This is a genomic window from Bacillus sp. E214, assembly GCF_008087365.1.
Taxonomy (GTDB): Bacteria; Bacillota; Bacilli; order Bacillales; family Pradoshiaceae; genus Pradoshia.
Window position 1 is genome coordinate 88,032 of the sequence record NZ_VENN01000001.1, and the last position, 16,869, is coordinate 104,900.

The window sequence follows — 16,869 nt, forward strand, 5'->3', positions numbered from 1 at the left end:
TTTACCACCATGATTATAAATAGTCTTTTGAATTTTTAGATTTTTCCAAAAATAGTTAAAATGTCTTAGCTTATTATAGGGTATATACACGAAAAAAAGAGAAGAGTGGGTAGATACACACAGGAGGAAGATAGGTAGAAAAGTACGGTTTTTTTAAGTGTACAAGGCCAGTTTAACTGCTGAAAGGCAAATTAGAGAATATATCGACATATATTTAAAAAAACTGAATGGCAACTAAAAAACTCAGAGTTTTATGGGCTCTGAGTAAGTATCCTTTAAAACTATATTATTTTTCGATACATCCCGACAGAATGGGGAGCAGTATATTCAAAACCAAATTTCTGATAAAGCTTGTCGGCTGGAATATCCGCTATTAAACTGATGTATGCTCCAGCGGGCACATGATTATTTAGATAGTCTGTCAGATTTTCCATTATTACTTTACCTAATCCCCTTCCTTGCCTATCGGGGCTGACTGCTACATCGACAACCTGGTAGAAACACCCTCCATCTCCTATAATTCTGCCCATCCCAATTAGCCTTCCGCTTTCTCTAAGAGATACGGCGAAGATTGAATTCTTCAGTGCGATATCAGCGGCCTGTTTTTCTTTCGGACTTAATCCCGCAGCTATTCGCAAATCTATATATTCCTGAGGGCTGGGTGGGTTATGTATAATTTCAATTCCGGTCTCCATAATATCCTCCTTTGTTTGCATACTACTAATAGCTTATTATACTTCTTTGCCAGATAATCAGATACATTTTGACTGGCTTATGCTGGGGTCTTTTAACGGTTCTTACGTGTGTGATCCGGCTTCATTTTTCCAGTACCTCGAGGTCATAGTCATAGCCACTAAGGGGAAGAGAAATCGTCTTCCTATCGCCTCTCTTTATGCTTGTCGGAGGCCTACAGGATGTAGGTCACAAAGATGTTGCCACATGAAGTGCGTTCTTAGCCGTTGTTCCTTGAAAAAGTCACCTCAGCACTAGCTGGATAGGATTTTCTTCTCCTAGTGCAATACTCGATTCTCTAATTATTTTTTGCGCTATTTTTTTGGAAGCAGTACTGCAGAGCTTTTTAATAGTCTTAGTTTAGCTACGCCTCAAGACCTAGGTGGAAATCAAGCTCAGGGTCGTTATAAAGAATATTCTTCCAAGTTAAACTAAAGACATAAGGAGGGAATATCAATGAAAAATCTCGGATTGATCTTGATTGTGCTGGTGGCTGGTCTAATCGTTATCGGTAATATTGGTTCCATTATTACATTGGCCATTACATTAGCTATTTTGTATTTTGCCGTGAAAGGATTCATGAAGTCGGATATAAATTTGTCGAAAGTGGTTTGGGGAGCAATTGCGGTTATTACATTATTGGCTTCAGTTGGTAATATACCTGCGTTAATTGGCTTGGTGGCTATGTATGTTCTTTATTATCTATATAAGGAGCATAAGAAGGAAAAGGACTATGTGAGTCATGATGATCCATTTACAAACTTTGAAAAAGAATGGGAACAATTAAATGAAAATTTTAAATGAGGAGTGTGCAGGAAACATGGCAAATTTATTTACTCGTATGAAAAATTCGGTAGAAGCAGATCTTCATGATTTAATCGATAAGCAGGAGGAGAGGAATCCAATTTCAAAATTGAATCAATATTTGAGACAATCCGAAAGAGAAGTTGAACAGGTTCAACAATTAATACAACGTCAATATCGATTGAAAGAGGAAATAAAGCGTGAATTAGCGGTTACTAAGGAAATGGCCGATAAACGTAAACATCAGGCTTATATTGCTAAAGAAGCAGGCGATGTGAGTGAATTATACGAATTTGCCATTAAGGAACAGGCGGTTTATGAGGACCGTTCAGCCAAAATTGAACATCTGCTTGTGCAAATTGGTCTTGATTTAAAACAGCTTGAAGAGAAGTTTACTTTAATGAAGCAAAAGCTGAAAGATATGCATATAAAGAGACTTGAGCTGATGGGGCGGGAAAATATTGCAAAGGTTCATCATAAAATGGATAAGTTAATGGAGTCCGGTAAAGACGCTGTAGAGGGTGAAGGGCAACAATCCTTAGAAATTGATGATTATATGATGCAAATAGAAAATCGAGTGAAAGCTAATTATTATGAAGCAACGATTGATACCCGCATTGCAGAAATTGAAAAAGATTTAAAAAGGAAGGAAACAGTGAATTAAAAAAATGGTATTCTAGTATGTAGGACGCAGTATTTTGCTGCGTCTGTTTTAGATTAGTAATCAGCAGGTGATCATCTATGATGAATTACGGATAGGGGGGTAGGAATATGCAGAGATATAAAGAAGGGCATTGGGCAGAAAAAATATTAATTGCTATTTTAATTGTTGCTTTAATTGAAATTATCTTTTTTCGCTTTCATGAAATTCTTTATACCGTATTGTTTTCGGGAATTTGTATTTATTACGGCTATTCCCGTTATTCTAAACTATTTGGGAAAATGATATTTTGGATTGGTATAATATCAGGTCTTATAGGCTTAATTAATCTATTCATTGTCAGGCTCCTACTCTTTATTATTCTTCTCTATTATATTTCACAACATCTTCAAAAGAGACGTGAACCTATTCAAATCAAACCTAAAGAATCGTTTGAACAGCAGGAAAAACAGAATGGGAATGGTGAAATATCCAAGCCTGTAATTACGAATAGAATTTTTGGAAGTCAGCAAACTCCTGAGTATGTATACGAATGGAATGATCTGAATGTGATAAGCGTATACGGAGATACTCATATCAATTTGAGCAATACAGTCTTACCGAAGGAAATATCAGTCATTTCGATTCGGAATGGTATTGGGGACATTGAAATATTTGTTCCGTACGATGTGGGTGTACAAATATCCCATACCTGTTTATATGGAAAAGTACGTTTATTTGAAGAAAAGGAAAATGAGCTTAGGAATCAGCAAATTATGTATAGATCAGAAGGATATAACGAGGCTAGCTATAAAATAAAGGTCGTTACCTCGATCGGTGCTGGCAATTTGGTGGTGAAGTGGATATGAGTATACTAAAACGCCAATTACTGATCTGTATATCAATCTCTCTACTGCTATTTTTAACTATATTCTTATGTTATTATGTAATCTTTTTCTCCTCTGATTGGACTCCTCTATATGAGAAGAAGATCTTTAATGTGCCATTTCTGTTATTTGCGCTAAGTATTTCCCTGTTGTTTGGTGTTTTGTTCGGAATTGCAAGCGGGTTATTCTATAAATCTGAAATTAATCAGTTGAATGATACTTTGCGAAGTGTAAACCTCGGGGAAAATCTTTCGGAAAAAGAGATTAAGACAAGGGAGTTATCTGAATCTGTCGAGAAAGTAAAACAAATCCAAACGGTCCTTCTTGATCAGGCAAAACGTTCTCAGGCACTGGCTACTGAAAATTCAGTGGAACAGGAAAAACGAGTTCAGGCAATGGTTAAAGAGGAGAGAAACAGATTGGCCCGAGAACTCCATGATTCTGTCAGCCAACAGCTTTTTGCTGCTTCTATGCTTATGTCAGCCATCAATGAATCAGGTGGGGATGAAGAGACAAGTGAGAAAAAACAGCTTAGGATGGTTGAAAGTATGATTCAACAGTCCCAATTAGAAATGCGAGCCTTACTTTTACATCTCCGTCCTGTACATTTAAAGGATAAAAGTTTGAAGGAAGGCGTAGATAATCTTTTGAGCGAACTCAAACAAAAAATCCCTTTTACGGTAAAATGGAAGGTAGAAGATCTGGAATTGGAGAAAGGGATTGAGGATCATTTATTTAGAATCCTCCAGGAATCCGTTTCGAATACATTACGGCACGCTAAAGCACAATTATTGGAAGTGTATATTATTCAGCATGAACGTTCTTTAATTATGAGAGTGATTGATGATGGTGTTGGATTTACCGCAGATGAAGCGAAGGCTGGCTCTTACGGGTTACAAAATATGAAAGAGCGGGCGATAGAAATTGGCGGCATTCTAAAGGTGGTTTCGGTACCAAAGCAAGGCACGCGAATCGAAGTAAGAGTACCATTAGTGAATGTAGGTGAGAAAGTATGATAAGAGTATTGTTTGTAGATGACCATGAAATGGTTCGTATAGGTGTTTCTGCTTATTTATCTTCTTTATCCGACATTGAAGTGGTAGGGGAAGCGGAAAATGGACTTAAGGGTGTCGAAATGGCATTGAGCCTAAAGCCTGATGTAATATTGATGGATTTGGTAATGCCTGAAATGGATGGGATTGAGGCAACCAAGCAGATTCTAGCGGAGTGGCCGGAGGCAAAAATAATCATTGTGACGAGTTTTGTTGATGATGAAAAAGTGTACCCGGCTCTTGAAGCAGGTGCAATCAGCTATATGTTAAAAACCTCGAAAGCAAGTGAAATAGCAGATTCGATACGCGAAACCTATAAAGGGCAATCCGTTCTGGTACCGGAAGTGACAGATAAACTCATGTCTAAATTTAGGAACGCAAATAAAAGAGATTTGCACGAAGATTTAACATCACGAGAAATGGAAATTTTATTATTAATGGCGGAAGGAAAGACGAACCAAGAGATAGCAGATCAATTATTTATTGCACTTAAAACGGTTAAAACACATGTGAGCAATATTTTAGGTAAACTTCAAGTTCAGGATCGTACCCAAGCAGTAATTTATGCTTTCCATCATAAATTAACAAAATAGATTACCGATTGAATGAGTATGGTAATCACTTTTGTTAAGATAATTATCATTATAATTTTAATAATAAAGTGAAGCTCAACTCCGACTGTTCTAATTCAAATGGATTTGAGCTCTTTTATTTATGGATATGTTAAACTTAAGTGTTAATTATATCCAATTAATTTAGAAAATCCTATTTATGAAGGATTTTCCCCTACTACCTTTTATTGAACGTGTTCTACTCCGTTTTCTACATACGATTCTAAAATTACTTCATTTTTATTTTTGTAATAATAGTAGGTTTTATTATCATCTTTTAGTCGAATACTAACCATCCAATTCTTATCTCCTCGTAAATTTGCAATAAATGGTTCACTGGAAATAATGTCATTCTTTGAAATGTTCTCTTCAGTTGTCAGATACTCAATTATACGTTGTTCAACAGTTGACTTTTTATATTGAATATAGCCTAATCCAATTCCGATAAAAGTTAACAAAATTAATACAGTCGCTCCTATTTTTCTCATTTACAACCTCCTAATAAAAATTTATTAATAAATTTAATAGAATAAAGACTACACACTGGACTTTTACAAGCATGAGCTATCATAAGTATCTGTCATTTCAAATAAAAATGATATTATAAAAATTGTTTGATAGTATGCTGGTAGATTCAGATGTGGAACCTTTCAACATTATAGGAAGTTAATTTATAAATACATTTTAAGCAAGTAGTCTTTAATACAGAAAGGTGTAGGATACTATCAAATGGGAATAACAATATATTACTCCCTTGCCTACAAAAGAAGGGATTTTTTGTGTATTTTTTAAATTTCCATAGAAAGATAGTTTCGTATTCGGGTAATATAAATAATGTAAAGGAGCAGAAAGAAGGTATAAAATGATTGATCAAGCACAACAAGGAGTTAAACAAAAAATAAAGAAGGAAAAAATATGGACAAGAGATTTTGTCTTCATTTGTATTACAAACTTCCTGATCTTTTTAGGTTTTCAAATGACCTTGCCGACAATTTCGTTGTACGTTAAACATCTCGGTGGAAGTGACCAGCTAATAGGAGCAGTTGTGGGGATATTTACATTTTCAGCTTTGCTGATTAGGCCCTTTGCCGGCAAGGCATTGGAAACGAAGGGAAGACGAATTGTCTATTTCGGAGGTTTAATTGTTGTTATCCTTACCCTCGGGTCATTTGGTTTTATGGCAAGTATTGCTTTGCTGTTCATGATGCGGATTATTCAAGGATTGGGTTGGGGAGCATTAACTACAGCTACTGGTACGGTTGCTTCAGACTTGGTTCCGGCATCAAGACGGGGTGAAGGAATGGGTTACTTTGGGCTGTCCGGAAATATTGCGATGGCTATTGGGCCATCTTTTGGTCTTGCTTTGGTTGTTATGATACCATTTAATCAGTTTTTCTTAATTTGTGCTATTCTAGGAATTATTGCTCTTCTGGTAGCAACGCAGATTAAGTTCAAGAAAGCTGAGAAAGTGACTGTGCAGCCAACTGGTAAGAAGATACTGGATCTATATGAAAAAAGCTCGTTAAAACCATCCATACTGGCATTTTTCATCACATTTACTTTTGGGGGAATAGCTACTTTTCTTCCTTTATATACAGCACAAAAGGGAATCGATGGAATCCAGTGGTATTTTGTTATCTATGCATTATCTGTTATGTTGACAAGAACGTTTGCCGGACAATTATATGACCGTAAAGGGCACAAGGCTGTATTTATACCGGGAACATTGTTGGTGTTTATTGCGATGCTATTACTATCCTGGCTGCCTAGCACCAGCATGATGTTATTTGCGGCTTTCCTTTATGGATTTGGATTTGGAAGCGTTCAGCCAGCCTTACAGGCATGGGCAATTGATCAGGCACCCCAAAATCGTAAAGGAATGGCTAATGCTACATTTTACTCGTTCTTTGACTTAGGTATAGGGATAGGAGCTATGATTTTCGGACAGATTGGACATTCATTTGGCTACAGCAGTATTTATATGACAGCGGCTGTGTCCGTATTCATGTCGATGGTTATTTACGTACTTATAACCCGTGAGAAAGCAGTTCGCTAATTGCTTAATTACGTATAAAAAACCAGGTGAGTCATGACTCACCTGGTTTTTTATATAGATTTTCTATTCTCTTTTTTTACCGGATGAATTGAATGGAAGAGTACATAAATCCCCAATAAAATAACAGCGAATCCAAATCAATTAAAAACCATTTCGTATCGCAAAAAGAGCAGCCTGAGTACGGTCCTGCAGCTCTAGCTTAGACAGGATATTGGATACATGAGTTTTTACCGTTTTTTCGGTTATGTAAAGTGCTGAAGCAATCTCTTTATTGCTTTTGCCGTTGGTGATTTCCTTGAGAACTTCCTTTTCTCTTTGAGTCAATGATTCTAACGAATTCTGCTTGGATTTATTCGTTTGCAGAACTGTCATTAATTCTGCGGTAATTTTGGAATGAATATAGATTTCTCCGTTTACTGCCTTTTTAATAGCTAGGATTAGTTCCTCTGGGTCGCTTTCCTTTAATAGATAGCCACTGGCTCCCGCATCCAAGGCAGGAATGGCATGGTCTTGATCTGACATGCTGGTGAGGATTAAAACTTTCACATTCGGTATGGTTTCCACAATGTGTTTTGTTGCATCGATTCCGTCCATTACAGGCATTAGTAAGTCCATTATCATAATCTCGGGAGTCAGTTTTTTGGCCAGTTCAATTGCTTCCTTACCGTTTGTTCCTTCTCCAATTACGCTCATATCAGGATGGCTATTTAATAATAATGCCAGTCCTTTCCTAACGACATGGTGATCATCCACTAAAACAATTTTTATCGTCATTAAAATTCTCCTTTAGTATGGCAATTCAACCGTTAAACTGGTGCCAGAGTTCTTTTTGCTAATTATGCTTAATTTCCCTTGCAGGGCTGTTACGCGTTCTTCTATACTCTTAAGCCCAAGACTCGGCAATCCCTTTACTGATGAAATATCGAATCCTACTCCGCCATCTTCAACCGACATGATAATATGATTTTGTTTGTATTCAAGAGAAAGTAAGACTTCTTTTTGACCGGAATATTTAATGGCATTATTGAAGGCTTCCTGCCCAATCCTCCATAAATTTCCTTCGATTTTTGAAGGGAGAGATCCTGTCCCTTTCACCTGAACAATAACTTGTAAACCGAGTATTTCAGCATATGATTTGAGGGCACAAACGAGTCCGTTCTTTAGTCCATCTGGCCGTAATTGCCAGATCAATGCCTTCATTTCAGCCTGTGCATACTGTGACATCCTCCCAATATCAGCAAAAATCTGTTTGATTGAATCCTCTTTTGATAGATTGATTCCGGCCTTTGATGTCACATTAATAGAGTAAAGTAATTGATTTACAGAATCATGCAGGTCCCGTGCCAAGCGATTTCGTTCCTCTGCAACTTTCAGTTCCTGCTCCCGTTTTGTTAAATGGATTCGTCTCAGGGCATTGCCGATTTGATAGGCAACGGATTCTAAGAGACCCAACTCTTCTGCTTCGAATCTTTCTTTATTCGTTACGGCTACGTTTAATACGCCGAATTTTTCATCCCCAGCTGATAAGGGAACAGTAGCATGGTAAACAAGGCCATACGTATCGCCCCATTGATTCAATCTTGCATTTTCCAACCGCTTGCATTCCATAATGTTCGAAGCTTTATGTAGATTATCTTTTAAAAATTTATTCACACACCAACAGTCACCTGTACACATGGGTTCATAGTCTGAAATTTTTAAAGCGGGCGGCAGTCCCTCAGAAGCGGCTAATTTGTAATTGCCCCGTTCGTCAATAAGGAAGATCCAGCCGGTTTCCAAAGAGGTTATTTTTAAAAGCTTCTTTAATACCTGAGCCAAAACTTCTGTTAAATCAGTGCCTTCGTTTAATGTTTCAGCGATTTCTTTCAATATATGAATCTCTGAGAGAAAAATTTTACGGACCACCTTTAGTCTCCTTAATAGATGTTTTGTTATTATTATACATTTTTTATGGTGGAGTACTACTAAAGATGTAGCTGAAACTCCATCCATCCTCCGAGGGCATGGCTGTTTTTTTGCAATACGCTATAAGTATAAGTTTCTATAGGAGGTATAAATCATGAAAACAGTTGTGATTACAGGAGCATCTAAAGGATTAGGGAAAGCATTAGCCCTTGCTTTTGCAAAACAAGGATACAATCTCGCAATTTGTGCGCGGGGAGAAGAGCGGTTACAGGAAGTGAAAAGAATGACTGAGGAATTGGGTAGTACAGTTCTGGCAGTAAAAGCGGATGTTACAAATCAGCGTGATGTGGAAGCCTTTATTTCCATGACAGAAAGCAGATTTGGTCAAATTGATGTTTTAATTAATAATGCTGCTGTATTGGGGCCTAGCCCGATGCCACTCTTACTGGATTATTCAGAGGTTGATTTCATGAATGTTATAAAGGCAAACAGCCTAAGTCCATTTATGGTCACAAAACGTGTTCTGCCTGGAATGCTTCAGCGTAATGAAGGCTCTATTATCAATGTGACATCAGAAGCAGGGCAAAAAGGATATGCGGGATGGGGAGCCTATGGAATTTCGAAGTTTGCACTGGAAGGACTGACCGAAACATGGGCAGATGAGCTCTCGGAAACGAATATACGAATCAATATGATTGACCCCGGCAGTATGGATACGGACATGTATGCATTGGCAGACCCTAATCATAATGAGGAGCTGGCTAAACCGGAGGAGGTACTGGGTGCCTTTGTTTATTTAGCCTCGAATCATTCACGGCATATTAACGGTAAACGGTTTGAAGCACAGAAGTTCGAGCTTGAACAGGAGGGATTATAATGGCATTGCCTCTCAGGAAAAAATTTTTTCTGCCTCAAGAATTAAATGCGTCCGAACCTCCCGAGTTCAGAGGTATGAGAAGGGACCAAGTCAAGCTAATGGTGACAGATAAAGGGATTGGAACAATGGAACACACTCAATTTTCCCATCTAGATCGGTATCTGAAGAAAGGTGATATTCTGGTTTTAAATAATAGCAGGACAATTCCTGCCTCAGCAAGGGCAACAATTACTAGAAAAGGGATCGTTAAAGCCGAAGCTGTAGAAATAAGGTTTGCAAAAAAGATTGAGAATAACGCCTGGGAAGTGCTGGCCCTGCATGAAGATATAGAAGTTGGAGATGTGCTCATTTTTTCTGAAGGACAATTGAAAGGAGAGATAAGTGGCAGGGTAGAAGCTACCCCTTTGTGGAGTGTTTGTTTTTCTCAATCAGAGGATCGTATTTTACATTATTTATATCAGAAAGGAGAACCCATTCGGTATGAATATGCGAAACAGGCACTTGATTTAAACTTCTATCAAACGGTCTATGCTTCAGTCCCTGGCTCCGTTGAAATGCCATCTGCTGGCCGAGCCTTTACCTGGAAAATGCTTTTCAATCTTCAAAGAAAGGGAGTTAAGCTTCAGTTTATTCAGCTTCACACAGGCTTGAGCTATTTACTAGATGACTACTGGCCAGTAAAACCGGAAACCAATCCTGAACTCTATGAAATCCCCAGTGAGACAATGGATATGATTCGGCATGCGAAAAAAGAGGGGAGAAGAGTGATTGCTGTCGGAACCACGGTTGTTCGTGCTTTGGAGACGGCTCTGCTAACTGAAGAGCTCAAGGGTAGCACCAATTTGTATATCGGACCTGATTACCATATGAAAGCAGTAGATGGTATCCTCACTGGTTTCCATGAACCTGAGGCGAGCCATTTGGATATGCTCACTGCTTTTATTGATTCGGATTTCCTTTTTAAAACGTATGAGGAAGCCGTACTAAAGGGGTATTTATGGCATGAGTTTGGAGATGTGAACTTAATTATATGAAAACGTTGAATATTCATCACGTTGGTTTTGAGGTGAAAAGCCAGGAGCTTACAAGGTTCATTTATGAAAAATATCTGGGATTTCGTACTGAACAATACATGGAGTTGGAAGGAGAAAAGATTGTATTCTTAGTGAATGACCGATTAAGGATTGAATTGATTGAAAATGGAAGAATTGATGAAAAAGGTTTATACGAGGCACATATATGTTTTGAAACAGATTGTTTACAAATTTTAAATGAAAAGGATGTATCTATTTTAGAGGGGCCAATAAGGATGGGAAATGGCTGGACAATTGTTTTTGTTGAGGGGAATAATGGTGAAAGAATTGAGTTATTAAAGAGGATTTAGACTTTTCTGCAAGCGAACATCTTACGTATAAATAAAGTACAGATGTGGATTTCAATATAACGCTGAACGGAATATAAGGTATGGTCTTTTAAATCAAGACGGTTGATGTATCCAAGCAGATTATTAACCCGCCATTGGCTAATACGCTAGAACGATTGGTCAGGTATCCAAAATCACTTCAATAGAAATTGGTAATTATTTCCGTTATAATAAAGGTGGAATTCATAACAGGCTGGGGAGGTTTGAGGAAATGTATGATGTTATAGTTATTGGAGCAGGTCCAAGTGGTGCGAGTGCTGCATTATTCACTGCAAAAGCAGGTAAAAAAACGTTGGTTTTGGATAATGATAAAAGTGTCACTAAACGTGCCTGGATTGAAAATCATTATGGTGTAGAAGAAATCAGCGGACCTGACCTTATTGCAGTCGGTAAAAAACAGGCGGAGAAATTTGGCGCTGAATTCAAGGTTGCAACCGCTGAAAAAATCGAAGTGGAAAATGATGGAGTGATGATTCAAACAGAAGAATCCAACTATATGGCAAGTGAAGTGATCTTGGCTTCCGGTATGTTAGTTGACCTCGCTGAAGCTTCAGGCATCAAAACAAAGGACGGTACTGAACCACGTATTAAAAAAGTAATTGATGTCGATGATTCCGGTAAAACCTATCTTGATCATGTCTGGGCAGCCGGCACAGTTGCTGGTGTGAGCATGCATACAATTATAACAGCAGGGGACGGAGCAAGAGTCGCGATAAATGTAATCAGTTCTCTGAATGGGGAACGTTATGTTGACCATGATATTCTAAAATCTTAAATTAAATGAATAATAGTTGAATGATATCGTTACGGCTCATGAGTGGGTCGTTTTTTTGTTTGACTCTGTTTGTAGATAATGTTCGTTTTTGAATTCCCGTTCTTATTCAACTAAGGCGAAGATTAGTTGAATAAGAGAAGCGATGCTTTTATGTCGTATTTGACCAAAATTATGCAGTAAGAGGAGCTAGATTAACAGAGTCATTTATGAATAACAACCCTAGTACCAATTGGTACTCTAGATGATAATTCTAGAACATCATGATTAAACATCCTAATACAACCATGTGAGACATTCTTACCGATTGAAGCTGGGGTATTTGTTCCATGTATACCGTAATGAGGCTTTGACAAACCCATCCAAAGAACTCCGAATTGTCTTCCAGGATTACGTTGTTTATTGATTATCTTGTATGTCCCAGTAGGTGTTGGTGATAATATTTTCCCAACTGCAATTGGGTAAGCTTTTATCAGCCTATTTCCATCAAAAAGTTTTAATTGATGTTTCGATGTTGATATGTCAATCCATCTCGCCACAAATAACAACTCCATTTTTTAATATATTGTATGAAGTAACATAGGGATTTGTTAATTAATAGACATTATCAGCAATATATACGAACAGAGCCTTTTGTTTAGTTGCAATTTGTACAGCTTTCAGGTACTGAGATGGAAGATAACTGCATATAAAAAAGCCAATCTCCTTCTCAAAGATTGGCCTGAATCTATTAATAATTTTCAATTAACTCGGCATCTATTTCAGCTAAAAGTTCGCCGGCTTTACGGTCATTAATCACGAGGTCTGCATAAAAATCAAAATTAGTAGGCTCTAAATTAATAATAACCAGTTTCGCACCATTTTGCTTAGCAATTAAAGGGAACTGATTAGCAGGTGTCACTGATAACGATGATCCGAGAACAATAAACAGGTCTGCTTTTTCACTTTCAGCCTCAGCCATCATGAATGGTTTTTCAGGCAACATTTCACCAAATAAAATGACGGATGGACGAAGCTTGCCGCCACACTCACATTGATAGGATTCATTTAAATACATTTCACTGCCATATTCCTTACCGCATGTTTGGCAATGTACCTTTTGTAAGGTTCCGTGCAACTCTGCTACCCGACTGCTGCCGGCTTCCTGGTGGAAACCATCTACATTTTGTGTAATAATACTTTGAATAATACCTTCACGTTCCCATTTAGCGAGAATAGAATGGCCTTTATGTGGGCCGTGTTCCTTCACTCCTACCACACGCTGGCGATAAAATTCAAAAAACTCTTTGACATTTTGATTAAGTGCATCTGTACTGGCAATAGTGCCTGGATCTTGCTTCTTCCACAATCCGTTATTAGTTGAGCGGAAATCAGGTAACCCGCTTTCAGTCGAAAAACCTGCACCAGTGAAGATAACGGTGTAGTTAGATTCTTTTAATAAAGTTACTAGTTTGGACAAAATACCTGCCTCCTGTTTTAGGGTCCTCTGTACATAATTATTCATCATTATATCACGAGCCGATTAGCTATTCTAAATCATTGGTTTCGCGAAAATCGATGTATTATATGAGAAAATAGAAGAAACTATTCGAATAATCGAGAATCAGCTTCGAACATGGAGCTTCTATTCTCTTTTCATTTTTATGTTATAAAGGAGGATCCCAAAAAATGAGTTTAATTAAAGCGAGCAGGTTTATGAGTTTGATTCTTCGTCACAAACCGGAATCCATTGGAATTACCCTGGATGAGCATGGATGGGCGAATGTCGAGGAATTGATTAAGGGTATTTCTAAAAAATATCCTTTTGATATGAACATCCTAGAGGAAATTGTGCGAACCGATGATAAGCAGAGATACTCTTTTAATGAGGACAAGTCACTTATTCGAGCTAATCAAGGACATTCCATTTCGGTTGATGTAGAACTGGAAATCGTGGATCCACCAGAGTTTTTATGGCATGGTACGGGAGAAAAGTATACAGAATCCATTGAACGTATTGGACTAATTCCAAAGAGTCGTTTATATGTTCATCTATCATCTGATGAAGAAACAGCAATCAATGTAGGGAAACGGCATGGGAGACCGGTTGTGTATCGTGTACGAAGTGGTGAAATGATGAAACAAGGATATGTATTTTATCGTTCAAAAAATCATGTTTGGTTAACAAAAACAGTACCCGTTAAGTTTTTGGAGGCGCAACCGTAAAAATAAAAGAGGGATGTAATTTAGTAAACATGTTAGCTAGAACTCTTAACAAAATCTCATCAAAATATTTCTTGCCTTTTTGTTCTGCGTGACTCTAAATCTGGGTCTAATAGTACTTTTCTAAAAAGGGGTTTTATTCGATATTGTCGAATGTAGGGAACAAGGAATGCGACTGATTGTAAATTACAAGAAACAATGAGGTGGGAATAAATGAATAAAAATCCACGTGAACTTCTGGATAATGCTATTGCGCTGCGTGAAGATGGTCGTGAGAAACAGGATTCGACTATTTTAAATCATGCACTTAATCTTCTGTTAAATCTATCAGAAAATGATCCGGAAAATGCAGAAATAAATTATCAGATTGGGATTGCCTATGATAATTCTGGGTTATGTAACAAAGCAATTCCTTACTATGTTAAAGCAATTGAACTAGGTCTATCCGGTTCTGATTTACAAAGATGTTTCCTTGGTTTAGGAAGCAGTTACCGCATTTTGGGGCATTATAAAGAGTCTGTTGACGTCCTTCGCCGCGGTGTGACTGAATTTCCTGAACATCGAGCCCTACAAGTCTTTTATTCTATGGCTTTATATAATACAGGGGAATATAAAAGGGCTATGGAAATTGTCTTAATGAATTTAATGGAAACTACAAATGATGAAATACTTCAGTACTTTAAGCGTGGTATTTCTTATTATGCCCAGCACCTTGATGAAACTTTAGATTTAGACAATCCTTAAATCGTAATTACCTCATCCTATAGGTTGAATAAGCTAACTGTATATAACCTTTTTACTTAGAAGAAACATTCTATATGAAAGCATTGAAAAAAGGAGGATTCACTCAAAATGTGTATCTTACTTTTTTGGTGTTTCTTTTTCTCTGATATAACTGTACGCCTTCAGTAAATCTTACCTCTTTCATAATATTATTTTAGTATAATAAAATAAAGAGCCATCTAATTTACATGTAGTACTATGAGAGAAATAGAGGTTCAGTCGAGAGCGTAGTTTCTTTTCATTTTATATTTAAAGGATAAAAAGAAGGGAGAAGAAAAGTGTTAAACTCCTACCAAAAACCCCTTAAAGGGAAAAAAGTTGGTATTGTATTTGGATCATTCGCTCCGCTTCATCGAGGGCATTTGGATTTAATTATGCAAGCAAAAAAAGAAAACGACGGCGGTTGCATTGTCATTGTATGTGGATATGACGGGGATAAAGGTGAACCACTTATGCCTCATAAAATGCGATATCGTTACGTGAGAGAGTTTTTTTCGGATGATGATTTGGTTGCTGTATATGCAATCAATGAAAATGAAATTGGTATTGAAAACTATCCCAATGGTTGGAATGGTTGGCTTAAAGAGTTTGAAACTATTTATCGCAAGGCGGTAGAAACACCTACAGATACCGATAGAATTTGGTATGTCGGGGATAGGAATTATCATGAGGACTTAAACGGAAAGTTTAATGAAACCGCAATCTTGGTTGACCGACTTGCATTAACTCCAATATCAGCAACGATGATAAGGGAAAACCCCATAAAGCATTGGGATAAAATAACGTATCCATTCCGTAGAGTTTTTAGTACAAACATTCTTATATGCGGTACTGCTTCGGAAGGAAAATCAGTATTAACCGCCGACCTGGGCAAATATTTCAATGCGCCATACAGTTATGAGTTCGCAAGAGGCTACATGCAAGAAAGTAATATAGCCGAATGGGAATTAAACGGGACGGACTATATGGCTTTTCTTGAAGGGCAGTATAATCTCAATAAAAAATTAATTAACTCACCCTCCAATCAAGGAATCTTTTTTGCGGACTCCGACTCGATGGTAACAAGAATGTACGCAGAGGGGTATTCCAGAGACAGCCAATGTGACTTAACAGAGGAAGAATTTGAAAAAGTTGCTATAGTGGCCGATGAAATCACAAAAAAATGTCGGTGGGATAAAATTTATTTACTATGTCCTTGTGGCGAGTTTGTGGATGACCACGAGCGATTTATGGCTCATTCTGGAATGGAGGAACGCAATGAGTTATTCAACATACTTTGCAACAATATTAAAAGTTCAGGAAATTGGGACAAGGTAACGGTTCTAAATGGGGGCTATTGGAACAACTTCAAAACTATTGTAAGTGATGTGAAAAGAATCATTGAAAATGGAAGGAATTAAAAATTATCTTAAAAACGAATTTTGGAACGGTTATAATCTCTTTGAAAAAATATTTATGATAAGTATGGTACTGCTTCAAATCATCGTATATTACTTTGTTCCTGATTCTCCTATCGGTATGATTTGCGGAGTATCAGGTGTAATCTGTGTTGTTTTGACAGCGAAAGGCAAACTGTCGTCTTATATCTTCAACTTTATACAGATTGTAACCTATATGTATATCGTATGGGGGTTGGGGCTGTATCTTGAGTTCTTCGAAAATATTTTCTACTTCGTAACTTGTATTCTCGGTGTATTTATTTGGAAGAAGAATATGACCGAGGAAACAATGCAAGTAAAAGCAAAAAGTCTTAAGTCAGTGCAGATGATCATTACAGCTTTGTTAATTGTTATATGTACTATCGCACTGGGTTATATCGGACAAAATTATCTCGGTAATACTCTGCCTTACTATGATGCATTTACTAATGTAATGGCAATAGTAGCTCAAATCCTCATGGTATTACGATATAGAGAACAATGGCTCGTATGGATTGTAATTGACCTTGTTTGCTTGGTTATGTTCATTATGCTTGGACAGTGGTCTATGGTTGCCATGTATGTTTCGTGGACAATCAATGCGATTTACGGTTGGTACAATTGGAGTAAATTAAATAAAGAAGAAGTAAAATAATAGTTCCTAATCAAGAATTTAAAGAAGGGTCAGTCATAGTGACGGCCCTTCT

The 16,869-nt window shown here is 37.4% G+C and carries 20 protein-coding genes; 14 read left to right on the forward strand and 6 right to left on the reverse strand.

All coding sequences use genetic code 11. The annotated features are described in order from the left end of the window. Nucleotides 1–281: 281 nt before the first annotated feature. On the reverse strand, nucleotides 282–695 hold the full coding sequence (locus FHY47_RS00415; RefSeq protein WP_066101168.1) for a GNAT family N-acetyltransferase: 414 nt from the start codon (nucleotides 693–695) through the stop codon (nucleotides 282–284). Nucleotides 696–1,188: 493 nt separating this feature from the next. Here FHY47_RS00415 and FHY47_RS00420 point away from each other — a divergent pair, with 493 nt between their 5' ends. The 5 genes from FHY47_RS00420 to FHY47_RS00440 all read left to right on the forward strand — a co-directional run bounded on the left by FHY47_RS00420 (nucleotide 1,189) and on the right by FHY47_RS00440 (nucleotide 4,708). After that, entirely contained in the window at nucleotides 1,189–1,536 is a 348-nt protein-coding gene (locus FHY47_RS00420) for a lmo0954 family membrane protein (protein ID WP_148629503.1), read from the forward strand. Between the two features lie 16 nt (nucleotides 1,537–1,552). Next, nucleotides 1,553–2,200 (forward strand): PspA/IM30 family protein, encoded by a 648-nt coding sequence (locus FHY47_RS00425; protein ID WP_148629504.1) that lies wholly within the window; start codon nucleotides 1,553–1,555, stop codon nucleotides 2,198–2,200. Nucleotides 2,201–2,307: 107 nt separating this feature from the next. Beyond that, nucleotides 2,308–3,045 (forward strand): cell wall-active antibiotics response protein LiaF, encoded by a 738-nt coding sequence (gene liaF / locus FHY47_RS00430; protein WP_140461193.1) that lies wholly within the window; start codon nucleotides 2,308–2,310, stop codon nucleotides 3,043–3,045. Then, nucleotides 3,042–4,079 (forward strand): sensor histidine kinase, encoded by a 1,038-nt coding sequence (locus tag FHY47_RS00435; protein WP_139891359.1) that lies wholly within the window; start codon nucleotides 3,042–3,044, stop codon nucleotides 4,077–4,079. Before liaF ends, FHY47_RS00435 begins: the two co-directional genes overlap by 4 nt. Further along, entirely contained in the window at nucleotides 4,076–4,708 is a 633-nt protein-coding gene (locus FHY47_RS00440) for a response regulator transcription factor (protein WP_140461195.1), read from the forward strand. Before FHY47_RS00435 ends, FHY47_RS00440 begins: the two co-directional genes overlap by 4 nt. A 203-nt stretch (nucleotides 4,709–4,911) precedes the next feature. Here FHY47_RS00440 and FHY47_RS00445 read toward each other — a convergent pair whose 3' ends face one another. Then, nucleotides 4,912–5,214 carry a DUF3139 domain-containing protein gene (locus tag FHY47_RS00445; RefSeq protein WP_148629505.1) on the reverse strand — a complete coding sequence of 101 codons (303 nt, stop codon included), beginning with the start codon at nucleotides 5,212–5,214 and terminating at the stop codon, nucleotides 4,912–4,914. A gap of 374 nt (nucleotides 5,215–5,588) precedes the next feature. Between FHY47_RS00445 and FHY47_RS00450 the strand changes: the two genes are divergently transcribed. Then, nucleotides 5,589–6,782 (forward strand): MFS transporter, encoded by a 1,194-nt coding sequence (locus FHY47_RS00450; protein ID WP_148629506.1) that lies wholly within the window; start codon nucleotides 5,589–5,591, stop codon nucleotides 6,780–6,782. Between the two features lie 141 nt (nucleotides 6,783–6,923). Here FHY47_RS00450 and FHY47_RS00455 read toward each other — a convergent pair whose 3' ends face one another. Both FHY47_RS00455 and FHY47_RS00460 read right to left on the reverse strand, forming a co-directional pair. Next, nucleotides 6,924–7,556, reverse strand: coding sequence for a response regulator (locus tag FHY47_RS00455; RefSeq protein WP_139891357.1), 633 nt, complete (start codon nucleotides 7,554–7,556; stop codon nucleotides 6,924–6,926). A gap of 12 nt (nucleotides 7,557–7,568) precedes the next feature. Then, complete coding sequence (locus tag FHY47_RS00460) at nucleotides 7,569–8,687, reverse strand: GAF domain-containing sensor histidine kinase (RefSeq protein ID WP_066101145.1); 1,119 nt, start codon at nucleotides 8,685–8,687, stop codon at nucleotides 7,569–7,571. 154 nt (nucleotides 8,688–8,841) lie between these two features. Here FHY47_RS00460 and FHY47_RS00465 point away from each other — a divergent pair, with 154 nt between their 5' ends. The 4 genes from FHY47_RS00465 (at nucleotide 8,842) to FHY47_RS00480 (ending at nucleotide 11,762) form a co-directional block, all read left to right on the forward strand. Continuing rightward, entirely contained in the window at nucleotides 8,842–9,564 is a 723-nt protein-coding gene (locus FHY47_RS00465; protein WP_139891355.1) for an SDR family NAD(P)-dependent oxidoreductase, read from the forward strand. Beyond that, nucleotides 9,564–10,598: an S-adenosylmethionine:tRNA ribosyltransferase-isomerase gene (locus tag FHY47_RS00470; protein WP_148629507.1), complete on the forward strand. Its 1,035-nt coding sequence runs from the start codon at nucleotides 9,564–9,566 to the stop codon at nucleotides 10,596–10,598. Before FHY47_RS00465 ends, FHY47_RS00470 begins: the two co-directional genes overlap by 1 nt. Before the next feature lie 5 nt (nucleotides 10,599–10,603). Further along, nucleotides 10,604–10,948: a VOC family protein gene (locus FHY47_RS00475; RefSeq protein ID WP_187393407.1), complete on the forward strand. Its 345-nt coding sequence runs from the start codon at nucleotides 10,604–10,606 to the stop codon at nucleotides 10,946–10,948. Between the two features lie 250 nt (nucleotides 10,949–11,198). Further along, nucleotides 11,199–11,762, forward strand: a complete 564-nt coding sequence (locus FHY47_RS00480) for an NAD(P)/FAD-dependent oxidoreductase (RefSeq protein WP_148629509.1) — start codon at nucleotides 11,199–11,201, stop codon at nucleotides 11,760–11,762. A gap of 200 nt (nucleotides 11,763–11,962) precedes the next feature. Here FHY47_RS00480 and FHY47_RS00485 read toward each other — a convergent pair whose 3' ends face one another. Together FHY47_RS00485 and FHY47_RS00490 are read right to left on the reverse strand one after the other, a co-directional pair. Then, nucleotides 11,963–12,298, reverse strand: coding sequence for a L,D-transpeptidase (locus tag FHY47_RS00485; protein ID WP_140461203.1), 336 nt, complete (start codon nucleotides 12,296–12,298; stop codon nucleotides 11,963–11,965). A gap of 191 nt (nucleotides 12,299–12,489) precedes the next feature. Further along, the gene (locus FHY47_RS00490) at nucleotides 12,490–13,218 is read right to left on the reverse strand and encodes an NAD-dependent protein deacylase (protein WP_066101123.1); all 729 of its coding nucleotides are present in this window, start codon (nucleotides 13,216–13,218) and stop codon (nucleotides 12,490–12,492) included. A gap of 209 nt (nucleotides 13,219–13,427) precedes the next feature. Here FHY47_RS00490 and FHY47_RS00495 point away from each other — a divergent pair, with 209 nt between their 5' ends. From FHY47_RS00495 to pnuC, 4 genes are all read left to right on the forward strand, one after another. Continuing rightward, a complete protein-coding gene (locus tag FHY47_RS00495) occupies nucleotides 13,428–13,964 on the forward strand; it encodes an RNA 2'-phosphotransferase (protein ID WP_140461204.1) in 537 nt (178 codons plus the stop codon). Nucleotides 13,965–14,174: 210 nt separating this feature from the next. Further along, on the forward strand, nucleotides 14,175–14,705 hold the full coding sequence (locus FHY47_RS00500) for a tetratricopeptide repeat protein (protein ID WP_139891349.1): 531 nt from the start codon (nucleotides 14,175–14,177) through the stop codon (nucleotides 14,703–14,705). A gap of 317 nt (nucleotides 14,706–15,022) precedes the next feature. Beyond that, nucleotides 15,023–16,144 (forward strand): AAA family ATPase, encoded by a 1,122-nt coding sequence (locus FHY47_RS00505; RefSeq protein WP_148629510.1) that lies wholly within the window; start codon nucleotides 15,023–15,025, stop codon nucleotides 16,142–16,144. Further along, the gene (gene pnuC / locus FHY47_RS00510; protein ID WP_066101108.1) at nucleotides 16,131–16,817 is read left to right on the forward strand and encodes a nicotinamide riboside transporter PnuC; all 687 of its coding nucleotides are present in this window, start codon (nucleotides 16,131–16,133) and stop codon (nucleotides 16,815–16,817) included. Before FHY47_RS00505 ends, pnuC begins: the two co-directional genes overlap by 14 nt. Nucleotides 16,818–16,869: the final 52 nt, after the last annotated feature.